A 12146-nucleotide genomic window follows, 5' to 3' on the forward strand; every position below is an offset into this window, starting at 1 on the left:
TTTATTAGAGTGTTTGCAAACACTCTAATAAAAATATTATTTGTTAGTTAATAATTGACAATCAGCAAATTTTAAAATAAGAAACAAAAAAAATCTTCACTTTTATTTGCCTTTTTTAAAAAAGTCCCTACATTTGCACAATATTTAGGTTTCTGCCCATAGGTCTCATATTTCAGACCTCAGCTTCTAAAACCATAACACCTACAGCCTATGGCTTAACGCCTATGGTCTAAACAACTAAAAATAAAAAAGAATGTTACAAAAAGGAAAAGTAGCACAAGTAATTGGACCTGTGGTCGATGTAGAGTTCGCCTCTGATAATGAACTCCCACGCATTTATGATTCCTTAGAAATCACAAGACCCGACGGTACCAAACTCATATTAGAAGTACAATCGCATATAGGCGAAGACGTGGTGCGCGCCATTTCTATGGACTCCACCGAAGGGCTTAGCCGCGACACCGAAGTGATTGCCACAGGCAGTCCTATCAAAATGCCCGTAGGGCACGATATCTACGGTCGCCTCTTCAACGTAATTGGTGACGGGGTCGACGGACTTGGCAACCTGCCCAAAGACGGCGACAACGGCTTGCCTATCCACCGCGAAGCTCCCAAGTTCGAAGAACTCTCCACCACTACCGAAGTACTCTTCACCGGTATCAAAGTCATCGACCTTATCGAACCTTATGCCAAAGGAGGTAAAATCGGTCTCTTTGGCGGTGCGGGTGTAGGTAAAACGGTGCTCATTCAAGAATTGATTAATAACATCGCCAAAGGGCACGGCGGTCTTTCTGTATTCGCTGGGGTAGGCGAACGTACCCGTGAAGGAAACGACCTGCTACGCGAGATGCTCGAATCGGGCATTATCAAATATGGCGAAGGCTTTATGGAATCGATGGAAAAAGGCGGTTGGGATTTGAGTAAAGTAGACCGCAAGGCACTTAAAGAATCCAAAGCTACTTTCGTTTTTGGGCAAATGAACGAACCTCCTGGAGCACGTGCTCGTGTAGCCCTCTCAGGACTCACTATTGCCGAGTACTTCCGCGATGGTGCTGGCGAAGGTCACGGTAAAGACGTGCTTTTCTTCGTCGATAATATCTTCCGTTTCACACAAGCAGGTTCTGAGGTATCCGCCCTTTTAGGACGTATGCCATCAGCGGTGGGTTACCAACCTACGTTAGCTACCGAAATGGGTGCGATGCAAGAGCGCATCACCTCTACCAAGCACGGTTCTATCACCTCAGTACAAGCGGTATACGTACCTGCCGACGACCTTACTGACCCCGCTCCGGCAACTACTTTTGCCCACCTCGATGCGACCACCGTATTATCGCGTAAAATCGCTGAACTCGGTATCTACCCTGCGGTAGACCCTCTCGACTCTACTTCGCGTATCCTTACCCCCGAAATTTTGGGTAAAGAGCACTACGAGTGTGCACAACGCGTGAAAGAGCTCTTACAACGTTACAAACAATTGCAAGACATTATCGCTATCCTCGGTATGGAAGAGCTTTCAGAAGACGATAAAGTAGCCGTTGCTCGTGCACGTCGTGTACAGCGTTTCTTGTCACAGCCTTTCCACGTAGCCGAGCAGTTTACCGGATTACCAGGAGCTTATGTAGATATCAAAGACACTATCAAAGGCTTTAATATGATTCTCGACGGCGAACTCGACCATCTTCCAGAAGCTGCCTTCAACCTTAAAGGCACCATCGAAGAAGTAATCGAAGCAGGTGAAAAAATGCTTGCCGAAGCACAAGCTAGCTAGTTAATAAGAAAATTAGCTAATGTTAAATAACAACAAAAAAGCCCGTATGGCTCGCACTTATGTTAGTAGAAATCTTTACTCCTGAAGCCCTTTTGTTTAAAGGTGAAGTAACCTCGGTGAAGGTGCCTGGGGCTAAAGGACCATTTGTAATATTAAATCACCACGCCCCTATCATCTCATTGCTTACGGAAGGCGAGGTAAAGCTCTTTGAGGGCAAAAAAGAACTGCAACATTTTACTATTACAGGAGGTACCTTGGAGTGCAACCAAAACAAAGTAGTGATTTTAGCAGACTAAAAGAAAGTTTTTTTTGTTTCATTGTAATTAAAAATTAAATGTAAATAACCGACTCTTGTAAATAAAGCAGTCGGTTATTTGTTTTTTGCTTTTCTGAAAAGAATGTTATATCTTTGCATTGTCAAATCTATAATCAAATACACTTATTAAAATAATAAAAGGTAAAAAAATGATTCCCTCTAATTTGCAACTTCATAATTGTTTTTGCGTCACATCTCCCCCTTTGGAGGGGGCAGGGGGGAGGTTTATAATCAGTAAATTATTAATTCAACTCTTGATTGGTTTGTAAATATAACATAACTTTCTTGTCTCTTAACTAAGTATCTTTATGAGCCCACAAACTGTACAGAAATTCTCTGATGAGTTCCTTCCCGAAGAAAAGGAACTTATCGTGCTCATTGAAAGTTCTACCAATGGAGCAACTTATTATAATGGAGCTTGGGTTCCTTCTAACGACCCTTTGGCATATATTGATGTAAAAACAGGTGAACTTTACGAAGAGAATATCCGTTTGGAATGGTTAGCAACTGATGAAAGTAATTGGCAGTATTACTTCGCTCCGTTAGAAGCTTTCCGCATCAAAGTGCGCCCTAAGAAACCTGAATTCTCACACCCTGAGCAACGTTGCTTTATGTTGGTAGCAGTCTTGGAAGAGAACGTAACCGAACCTCGTTTCGACCCTATTATTGAGGAATACAACACTGAAGTTACTTATGAAGATGAAGATTTTAGTTTAGAACTCAACCGAGAATACGATTGGTTTGAGGGTGAAATCCTCTACACCGATGAAGAAGTGCAGCTCACCGTAGAAACTACCGAACTAAGTGAGCTACAAGATATCTTAAAATCTTTCAAAAATGCTACTAAGGGCAAATTCAACAGATGGATAGCAACCCTCAAAACCTTTGCCTCTGAAAAGCTTACTCCCTTTGCTAACAAATGGCAAAAAGAAGCAGATGCTACTGCCCCTGAGATTACTCCCGAACGTTTTGCTCAGCGTATGAGTATCACAAGTATCATTCTTTTTGAGGAGGAACGTTTCTGTATCTATTTTGATGACGACGATATGTTCTGGGGGCACGCCATTGCCGTATACGGGAACCTCAACGGTGAGCTCGAAGAGGCTACTATCGAGGGGTAAAATGATTGACAAACAAATAAACCCTATGGACTCACAGTTTCTCATATACCAAAATCAAGAAGGAGATGTTAAGATAGATGTACGCTTCCAAGATGAAACAATATGGCTTTCATTAGACCAAATGGCTACTCTTTTTAGCCGTGACAAATCTACTATATCACGACATATTAAAAACATTTTTGAAGAAGGGGAACTATACAGAAACTCAGTTGTTGCAAATTTTGCAACAACTGCCACCGATGGTAAAAAGTATCAGGTAGAATATTACAATCTCGATGTGATCATCTCAGTAGGTTATCGAGTAAAATCACAACAAGGAACGCGTTTTCGTATTTGGGCAACTCAACAACTCAAAGAGTATTTAATCAAAGGTTTTGTGTTAAATGACGAGCGTTTTAAGCAAGGTACTGCGATGAACTACTTCGACCAGCTCCAAGAACGCCTCCGCGAAATACGAATCTCTGAACGGTTCTTCTACCAGAAGATTAAAGATATATACAAAACCAGTATAGACTACAACTCTCAAGATGAGCAAACCATAATGTTCTTTAAAGTAGTGCAAAACAAACTCCTATGGGCGGTTAGCCAGCAAACAGCCGCCGAGATAGTCTATAACCGTGCTGATGCCTCTTTACCCCTTCTGGGTATGCAATCCTACGACAAAACAGCTACTGCCACTATTAAAAAAAGTGAAGTAAGCATCGCCAAGAATTATCTCAACGAAGAGGAAATAAAGCTTTTGGGCTTGCTTGTAGAACAATATTTAGCTTTTGCCGAAACTATGGCACAACAGCAAACGCCTATGTATATGAAAGACTGGATAGCCCGCTTGGATATTATCCTGCAACTCAATGGCAGAGAGCTCTTACAACATGCTGGTAAGATTTCACACCAAATGGCTATAGAGAAATCTACTCAAGAGTATGAAAAATACCAAACTAAGCAACGCCAAATAGAACGTGAAAACAGCCTTAAAGAATTAGAGGACGACCTGAAACAATTAACAAATTAACCCTTTTCTTCCTTAATCTAAAAAACAGTGATTTCAAAAAATACCATAGATAAAGTATACGACCAAATGCGGGTGGAGGAAGTCATCGGCGACTTCGTCCAACTCAAGCGTGCAGGCTCTAATTACAAAGGGCTGAGTCCGTTCTCCAACGAGCGGACGCCCAGCTTTATGGTCTCGCCCGTAAAACAAATATGGAAAGACTTCAGTAGTGGCAAAGGCGGGAATGCTATTGCTTTCCTAATGGAGCACGAGCATTTCACTTACCCCGAAGCAATTCGCTATTTGGCTAAAAAATACCATATCGACATTGAGGAAACCCAGCAATCTTCCGAAGAAAAAGCACAAGCCGATGAGCGCGAGAGTCTCTATATTGTCTCAGAATACGCCCAACAATATTTTCAGGATACCCTCTTCAATACCGAAGCCGGTAAGGCTATCGGTATGACCTATTTCAAAGAACGCGGTTTTACTGAGGAAACAATCCAAAAATTCCGCTTAGGCTTCTCCCCCGACGAGTGGACGGCCTTCACCGATAACGCCCTTGCCAAAGGCTATCAGTTGGAGTTCTTAGAAAAAACCGGACTCACCATCGTCAATGGCGACCGTAAGTTCGACCGCTTCAAAGGGCGTGTAATGTTCCCCATTCACTCTATGAGCGGACGCGTACTGGGCTTCGGGGGGCGCATCCTTACCAACGACAAGAAACAAGCTAAATACCTCAACTCTCCCGAAAGTGAGATTTACCACAAGAGCAAAGTGCTGTACGGCATCTTCTTTGCCAAACAAGCTATCGCCAAAGCTGATAACTGCTATCTGGTTGAAGGCTATACCGATGTGATTCAGATGCACCAAAAAGGCATCGAAAATGTAGTAGCCTCAAGCGGAACAGCACTTACGCAAGACCAAATCCGCCTCATTCACCGTCTCACACCCAACATCACGGTGCTGTACGATGGTGATGCCGCTGGCTTACGTGCTTCCATTCGTGGGGTAGACCTCATCTTGGAACAGGGTATGAATGTGAAAGTCTGCACCTTCCCCGAGGGAGACGACCCCGATAGCTTTGCTCGCAAAACTGCCTACGAAGACCTCGTGCTATACCTCGAAAACAACGCCACCGATTTCATTCGCTTCAAAGCCTCCCTCCTAATGCAAGAGGCACAGAACGACCCTATCAAAAAAGCCGAAACCATACGCGATATGGTAGAGAGTATCTCTAAAATCCCCGACCTTATCAAGCGGGAAGTATATGTGCGCGAGTGCGCTACCATTATGGATATCTCGGAGCAAGTACTCTTCTCTACTTTGGCACAAATTCTCAAAAAGGACTTTTATGAAGGACAAAAAGTAGAGCGCAAGCAATCTACTATGCAAGTGGTACAAACGCCAGAAGAGGCTCAAAAACGCACAATAAACCGTTTGGAGGTGTTAGAGCACGATTTAATAAAGATTCTTCTTTCTAAAGGGAATGAAGTCTGTGTTTTCACCGATACTATTCTGGTAGAAGAAGAAAACGGCGACCTCAAAGAAAAAAAAGTACAGCAAACTCTCAAAGTTTACGAAAAAGTATTCCTCGAACTTCAAGAAGACGAAATAGAGTTCGCTAACCCCGATTTCAAGCAGATATATGACCAACTAATGACAATGTTCCAAGAAGATGCTTCCTATGATGTGAGTAGGCTTGCAAACGAACTTCCTGTGGAACTCAGTGCTAAGGTATCCGATTTGGAAATGGAAGACGAGTTTAGACATTTAGACAACTGGTTAAAACGAGATATTGTCGCAAAGGAGAAAGACAGAGACCTCAACAGAATTATCTCGGATATCATTCTAAATATTCGTTTGTTATTAATAATGTACCTCATCAACAATTTAGCAGAGAAAGTACGTACTGAAATAACAGATGAAGAACGCAAAAGCATTATGGAAGAGGTCATAGGATATAACCAACTAAAAACAATATTAGGCAAGCGCTTAAATGTGATAGTAAATTATTAAATCTTCACCTTTTTGCCATTCTTCATTATTTTTGTACTTTTGCACTTTGTAACGAGAACTATAATATTTAGAAATTATTTGCTTTATGTTACTTGCAATTTACTTTTGCTTGCCAGAAAGATATTCTCTTAGAAGAAAACAGCAAGGAATACTAAAAGCTATTCGTTCGAATAGTCTGACAAGCCCTATAACTAACCTCTTAAGAACTAACATATAAAATATATATGAAGCCCATTGAACGAGCGGCACGCCTTTTTGCCGATATCAACGAACTGCTAATTTCCAGCGGTGCCAATACCCGTAGGGTAGAACGCAATGTAGAACGCATTTCTAATGCACTGAACTACCATTGCGAGAACTTCTATTCGCATTCGGCTATCGTGCTAACAATACAGGACAAAAGCACAGGCGAAAAAGAAACTATCGTGCGTTCTATCCCGCATCACGGAGTGAACTTCAGTGCCATTTCCGATATCAGTATCCTATCGTGGGAGGCTATCGAAAAGAAACTCCCTATTGAGGAAATCGAAGAGCAGGTAGCTACCATCAAGGCACGCCCACATTACAATATGTATGTAATGTGGTTCTTCGTATCAATAGCAGGAGGCTCATTAGCCTACGTATTTGGCAAAGAAAACGCAAGTTATGCCGAGTTCGCTATGTCGTTTCTCGCTACTTTATTAGGGTTAGCAGGCAGACGTATTTTGCAGTTGCGCAAGTTCAACGTGTATATCTGTTGGGGTTGGGCTGCATTCGTATCGGTTGCTGTGATGAGCATCTTCCGCTTGCTTGGCGTACAAGACTATCACAATGCCTTGGCAGCTTGTGTATTGTGGTTAGTGCCTGGGGTACCTCTTATCAATGGCTTTATCGATATGCTCTCAGGCTGTATTGTAGCAGGAATTGCTAAACTCACTCACGCTGCTATTTTGGTGTTTATGATTTCATTAGGTTTTTATTTAGCTTTACTATTATTCGGTTATGAACTTCCTTGATATATTTTTAGGTTTAGCAGAGCGCATCTTTTGGTCGATGTGGATTTCTATCGGTTTTGCTTTATTGTTTAACACTCCACGTCGTGCTTTATGGATAACAGGTGTATTAGGCGGTATAGGGTGGGGTATTAAGTTCCTTCTATTAGCAACCTTAATGCCCGAACAAATCGTGATTACTTCTTTTCTGGGGGCTTGTGTCGTAGGGCTCTTAGCGGTGTATTTCGCCCACCGTGTACACACACCTCCTATTGTGTTTACCATTCCCGCCGTAATTAATATGATTCCTGGTAAGTACGGCTATGAGTTTATGATGAAAATCATACAAATAGTAACCGTTGAAACCCCACAAGACGAAACATTAGATTTACTATACCAAACCTTCAAACTTGGTTTACAAACAGGCTTTATTACTATGTGCTTAGCCTTTGGGGTGATTGCTCCTATGCTGTTATTTAACACCTACTCGGTAAAAGGTAAAGACCTAAACGACCTCATCAAACGTCGCCTCTTGCGCAAGAAAGCTGAAGGCTATTTACCAAAGGAAGAAGTGGAGAATGAACCGATATAGTTAATTAATAATTGACAATTAAAAATGGAAAATATATTACAAAACATCGCCTTAGTACAACAACGTATTACCAACACTTGTGAGCGGGTAGGTCGCAAGCCGGAGGAAGTAAAGCTCCTCTTGGCTACTAAAACGGTAACTCCTGAGCGCATCAAAGTAGCATTAAATGCAGGATATACGCTCATCGCCGAAAACAAAGTGCAAGAGCTCAAGGAGAAGTATGAAGCGCTGAAAGACACTCCACATACCAATCATTTTATCGGTCATTTACAAACGAATAAGATAAAAGATATTTTGCGTTACGAGGTGAGTTGTGTAGAATCGGTAGACCGCCTCGATTTAGCCCAAAAACTCCACAACCGTTTGGAGAGTGAAGGTAAGGAACTCGACATCTTTATTCAGGTGAATACCTCTAACGAAGAAAGCAAGTTTGGTGCCGACCCCTCTGAGGTGCTCAATCTTGTAAAGCAAGTGGCTACACTGCCTACCCTACATATCAAAGGACTAATGACTATTGGTCTGTTTAGTGCCGAAACCGAAAAGGTGCGCGCCTGCTTTAAACTCCTTAAACATCTCCAACAAGAGATTATTGCTCTCAACCTCCCTAATGTAGACCCCCGAGAGCTCTCAATGGGAATGAGTGGCGACCTCGAAACCGCTATTGAAGAAGGTGCCACTATCGTGCGCGTTGGTACCGCTATCTTCGGTAAGCGCATCTACCCCGATAGCTACTATTGGAATGAAAAATAAATTTTATCAAATAAGTATTTAAAATTCAAGCAATTGCAGAATTAGTGGTAAGTACAGTGGTAAGTTTAACTACAAATTTTTTTACCCATCTGTTTTATGATAGCACGTACGAGGCTCTCGCTAATCTTAAATTGTTCAGATATGAAAGTATAACGCTCCATCTTTGGGGCGTTGCTTTTTTGATATTCTTCGTAAATCTCCAAGTCTCGAAATATCTCACACGCTACCCTGCCTCCGTGCTTGTAAACCAAGCGCAGGTCGTTCTCCATCGGTTTTAACTTCTCGTATATATTCATTGCTATTCCCATTTATTAAGTTCACACCCCTTTTCATCTTGTCGCAAAAGGGTAGAGAGCGGGCAACCACACACGCTACACTTCATACCCTTAACATCCTTCAAGGTATAATCAGGCATTAGTTGCTGATAAGTACCACGTTTAGCCATAGGACACTCTGCGCATATCTTTGCCCGCTCTTTTGCCTTTGCCTCCATTTCAGGGTCGGGGAATATATAATTCTCCCAACCCTTTAATATTGCTTTTAGTTTTATCATATACTTGCCGATTGTCTCGCCCGTTCATTATCGCTAATGCGTAAAATGCTATTGGTGAGCCCTGAGGTAGTGCCCATTGTTGCCCCTTCATACGCTCCTTGCATTGAGCCTTCAAGACTACCAGCACGAGCCCCCTCGAATGCTCCTTGTTGTGAGCCCTGAAAAGCACCTTGCATAGCACCCTCATATGCTCCTGTTTGTGTCCCCTGCATAGCACCTTCTCTTACTGCCTTCGTGATTTCTGTATAATCAATCTTCATCTCATATGCTTGTTTAATTACACCGCCCGCTTGCATATACACTGGGTTATAACTGCCATTACTTACATCACTGTTGAGAAAATTCAATAGGGGTAAGTTTTTCTTCGTTGCTTTTTTGTTCACAAGGAATTCGCCATCCTCAGCCTCGAATCCTCCACGTCCTGCAACGGTGAAAGGAATACCACCCTCGTTGTGGCTCTTACCTTTGAGCAAACCGCCTTTTTCGTACTTCACGTTGGTTTCCATTATCTTCTTAACGTTTAGCATACCCATTGCCCCGGTAACACCTGCCATAATAGCATTGTAAGGAGGAGGATATGCAGATAGTGCCTTCGTGATACCTAAGTAAGTGTTTATCATAGCCTCAGCCACCGCAGCCGCTTTCCCTACTGCTGTATGCTCGCCAAATAACTGTTTCGCTTGTGATAAAGCTCCTAACGCTAATTGTAGTTTAGACTCCTCAGTCTTGCGCTTTAAGTTTATTTCATCTTGTGACTGTTTTCGATTTAATATTGATAATCTTTTGTTATACTCTTCTTGTGAAACCTGATTACTTGCCAGCAATTCATTGAGCGCTTCACGTTCTTGCTCGTGATTTTGTCGCATTTGCTCCTCTTCAATCTCCCATTGCGTAGCCCCCTGCTCTTGCAAGGTAAGTAGTTTGTCTTGAAAATCCAACTCCTGTTGTGCTTTCTTTTCCTCTTTCTCAATATCCGATTGCTGTTTTCTCAACTCCTTAGCCTTCTCATCATACCCTTCTCTTAGTTCTTGCAATTGTTGCTGATAAGCGTCCTCAGCGTTATAATCCCAATCGTGTGCCTCCTGTTTGAGTTTTTTCTCTTTCTCTAACGCCTCGACTTTCTTTTGGTAAATTGCATCTTGCCTTGCCTGTTCTTGCGCTATGAGTTCAGCGGTTAATCGTGTTTCGCTGTCAATCTTAGTTTTGTTTTGCAACTCGTATTGCTCTGCTTCCTTCTTTACCGCTTCAATAGAGAGGTCTGTTCGTGTTTTCAAATACGCTTCTTCAATCTCTCTCTTCTGCTTCTCATATTCATTTTTCTTTATTAGCCCCTTAGATTTCTCTTTCTCCAATACCGCCAAGCGGTCTTGCATTCCCTTTTCCTCAATTGCTAAACGTTCCTGCAATGATTTAGCAACCGCCGAATTAGTCTTTACATACTCTTCTACTGCTTCTCGCTGTTGCTTCAATTCTTCTTGCATTCTTGCACGAGCTTTATCTGCTTGCTCTTTTGCCCTTGCGTCCTCCTCTTGTCTTGCTGTGTTTCTTATGCTATTTATTACCTTATTCTGAGCGGTTTCCGCATTCAACATCTCCCTATTAGCAGCGTTAAGCTCTGCCTTCTTCCTTGCAAGGTCTGCTTTCTCCTCGTCACTTGTATCGTTGCTTTTTTGTTGTAACTCGATACGCTCCACTTCCAACTGGTTACGCTCTCTTGCTAATGCGTTTATCTGCTTCAAAGTCTCAACGGACGCCTTAGCCGCTTTCTCTCGCTCTTCTACACTCTTAGAGGTGTCCCTTGCTATTTGGTTTTGCTCTGCGAATAATTCTTTTAACGCTTCTGTCTTCTCTATATGCTCCGCCTCCGACTTTGCTAATTTTTGGTTTATTTCCTCAATTCGCTGTCCACGTTTAAGCGCCTCGTCCATTGTGTCGCCAATACCTCCAACAATGCTCTTCATTTCCTTGCCTAATTCAGCATACTTAGCACGAGCCTCTCCTACTGCCTTACCCATCTCTTTACCCTTGTTCACTAAGTCCTGTGCGGGCTTCTTCACCTCTTCCCAAGCACCCTTAAAGTCTCCGGTGAGTATCTTCCCAAGTCCCTTAACTACGCCCACGACTTGCTTTATTGGTGTAATGAGGAATGTGCCTATAAACTCACCGACTTTCTTAATGGGCTCCCACGCTGCTTTAAACGCTTCCACTAATACCTTACCCACCTGTTGCACTACTCCGAATAGCGTTTGAAATAGCACCTTTAACGGCGTAAGTACCTTGTTCACCTTATTCACTCCCTCTTGTGTACTGGTGAAGTATGATATTAAAGAGCCTAATGCTACAATGAGCGCACCTATACCTGTGCTGATAATTGCACCTCGCAATATCTTCATACCGGTAGACACATTCCCCGTAGCCGTTGCAGTAGCATTGAGTACACCTGGCGCCATCTTGCCTGTCTGTACGAAATTGGTAAACGGAGTAGCCAACGCAACAATATTCACCTTCAAAGAGTTAAATGTATTGACAACGCTATTCATTGAAGTTCCAAATGCTTGGTTATCTCCTACCGCATCCAATATCGCCTGCCGGTAATTACCCACGTCTACTTGATTATTACCGATACTCTTTTGTAATTCCTTATACTTCTTATCCTGCTCTTGAATAACCGCCAATAACTTACCCCCTACCTCAGCATTGTTGCGCTCCTCCTCAGATAGTTGTTGATATATGTGTTTATTCTGAGAAAGTGCAGCACTCAATTCCTTAATTGAGCCTTTCATTGTGGTGTTAGAAGCAATCTGCTTAGCCTCTGTCGTAATGTGGTTCTTCACCAAAGTATCATACACACGTAACTCATCACGTTGCCCCTTCTGCTCTGCTGTTAGCAAGGTGAGCCTCTTCGTGTACTCTTCTATTGATATATTCCCCTTGGAGAAGTCGTCCTTTAAGGCTTTCATCTCATTGCCTATATTAATCAGCTTCTCACGCACCTCAGCACTCTTCGCAATGAGCGAATCCACATCAATATCTATCTGCGCTATATTTACCCTTTCCATATTCTC

Annotated in this window: 11 protein-coding genes; 8 read left to right on the forward strand and 3 right to left on the reverse strand. The window is 42.5% G+C overall.

The annotated features are described in order from the left end of the window. The first annotated feature begins 253 nt into the window (after positions 1-253). The 8 genes from atpD to HMPREF9072_RS09170 all read left to right on the forward strand — a co-directional run bounded on the left by atpD (position 254) and on the right by HMPREF9072_RS09170 (position 8528). A complete protein-coding gene (gene atpD, locus HMPREF9072_RS09135) occupies positions 254-1768 on the forward strand; it encodes a F0F1 ATP synthase subunit beta (protein WP_002674457.1) in 1515 nt (504 codons plus the stop codon). Positions 1769-1827: 59 nt separating this feature from the next. Then, entirely contained in the window at positions 1828-2064 is a 237-nt protein-coding gene (gene atpC / locus HMPREF9072_RS09140; protein ID WP_002675806.1) for an ATP synthase F1 subunit epsilon, read from the forward strand. 328 nt (positions 2065-2392) lie between these two features. Continuing rightward, positions 2393-3205, forward strand: coding sequence for a DUF2262 domain-containing protein (locus HMPREF9072_RS09145; protein ID WP_009411442.1), 813 nt, complete (start codon positions 2393-2395; stop codon positions 3203-3205). A gap of 1 nt (position 3206) precedes the next feature. Then, entirely contained in the window at positions 3207-4217 is a 1011-nt protein-coding gene (locus HMPREF9072_RS09150) for a virulence RhuM family protein (protein ID WP_009411443.1), read from the forward strand. A 27-nt stretch (positions 4218-4244) separates the two neighbouring features. Further along, entirely contained in the window at positions 4245-6215 is a 1971-nt protein-coding gene (dnaG, locus tag HMPREF9072_RS09155) for a DNA primase (protein ID WP_009411444.1), read from the forward strand. A gap of 224 nt (positions 6216-6439) precedes the next feature. Beyond that, on the forward strand, positions 6440-7210 hold the full coding sequence (locus tag HMPREF9072_RS09160; RefSeq protein ID WP_002674442.1) for a threonine/serine exporter ThrE family protein: 771 nt from the start codon (positions 6440-6442) through the stop codon (positions 7208-7210). Next, positions 7197-7778, forward strand: a complete 582-nt coding sequence (locus tag HMPREF9072_RS09165) for a threonine/serine exporter family protein (RefSeq protein WP_009411445.1) — start codon at positions 7197-7199, stop codon at positions 7776-7778. The genes HMPREF9072_RS09160 and HMPREF9072_RS09165 overlap by 14 nt, the downstream gene beginning before the upstream one ends. A 24-nt stretch (positions 7779-7802) precedes the next feature. Further along, positions 7803-8528 (forward strand): YggS family pyridoxal phosphate-dependent enzyme, encoded by a 726-nt coding sequence (locus HMPREF9072_RS09170; RefSeq protein WP_009411446.1) that lies wholly within the window; start codon positions 7803-7805, stop codon positions 8526-8528. Between the two features lie 65 nt (positions 8529-8593). On the opposite strand, the gene HMPREF9072_RS09175 is transcribed toward HMPREF9072_RS09170, so the two are convergent. Genes HMPREF9072_RS09175 through HMPREF9072_RS09185 form a run of 3 tightly spaced genes read right to left on the reverse strand, consistent with a single transcriptional unit; the run spans position 8594 to position 12140 of the window. Continuing rightward, a complete protein-coding gene (locus HMPREF9072_RS09175) occupies positions 8594-8824 on the reverse strand; it encodes a hypothetical protein (RefSeq protein ID WP_223375702.1) in 231 nt (76 codons plus the stop codon). Between the two features lie 2 nt (positions 8825-8826). Continuing rightward, positions 8827-9081 (reverse strand): hypothetical protein, encoded by a 255-nt coding sequence (locus HMPREF9072_RS09180; RefSeq protein ID WP_009411448.1) that lies wholly within the window; start codon positions 9079-9081, stop codon positions 8827-8829. Then, complete coding sequence (locus HMPREF9072_RS09185) at positions 9078-12140, reverse strand: hypothetical protein (protein WP_009411449.1); 3063 nt, start codon at positions 12138-12140, stop codon at positions 9078-9080. Before HMPREF9072_RS09185 ends, HMPREF9072_RS09180 begins: the two co-directional genes overlap by 4 nt. Between the last annotated feature and the right edge of the window lie 6 nt (positions 12141-12146).

Origin of the sequence: Capnocytophaga sp. oral taxon 324 str. F0483, assembly GCF_000318315.2 — a bacterium.
In the GTDB taxonomy this organism is placed as follows: Bacteria; Bacteroidota; Bacteroidia; order Flavobacteriales; family Flavobacteriaceae; genus Capnocytophaga; species Capnocytophaga ochracea.

Bases quoted from the DNA above. Each gene is read 5' to 3' on its own strand.
- atpC (WP_002675806.1), top strand. From the start codon at position 1,828: ATGTTAGTAGAAATCTTTACTCCTGAAGCCCTTTTGTTTAAAGGTGAA.
- HMPREF9072_RS09160 (WP_002674442.1), top strand. From the start codon at position 6,440: ATGAAGCCCATTGAACGAGCGGCACGCCTTTTTGCCGATATCAACGAA.
- HMPREF9072_RS09150 (WP_009411443.1), top strand. From the start codon at position 3,207: ATGATTGACAAACAAATAAACCCTATGGACTCACAGTTTCTCATATAC.
- HMPREF9072_RS09145 (WP_009411442.1), top strand. From the start codon at position 2,393: ATGAGCCCACAAACTGTACAGAAATTCTCTGATGAGTTCCTTCCCGAA.
- HMPREF9072_RS09185 (WP_009411449.1), bottom strand. From the start codon at position 12,140: ATGGAAAGGGTAAATATAGCGCAGATAGATATTGATGTGGATTCGCTC.
- HMPREF9072_RS09180 (WP_009411448.1), bottom strand. From the start codon at position 9,081: ATGATAAAACTAAAAGCAATATTAAAGGGTTGGGAGAATTATATATTC.
- atpD (WP_002674457.1), top strand. From the start codon at position 254: ATGTTACAAAAAGGAAAAGTAGCACAAGTAATTGGACCTGTGGTCGAT.
- HMPREF9072_RS09170 (WP_009411446.1), top strand. From the start codon at position 7,803: ATGGAAAATATATTACAAAACATCGCCTTAGTACAACAACGTATTACC.
- HMPREF9072_RS09175 (WP_223375702.1), bottom strand. From the start codon at position 8,824: ATGAATATATACGAGAAGTTAAAACCGATGGAGAACGACCTGCGCTTG.
- HMPREF9072_RS09165 (WP_009411445.1), top strand. From the start codon at position 7,197: ATGAACTTCCTTGATATATTTTTAGGTTTAGCAGAGCGCATCTTTTGG.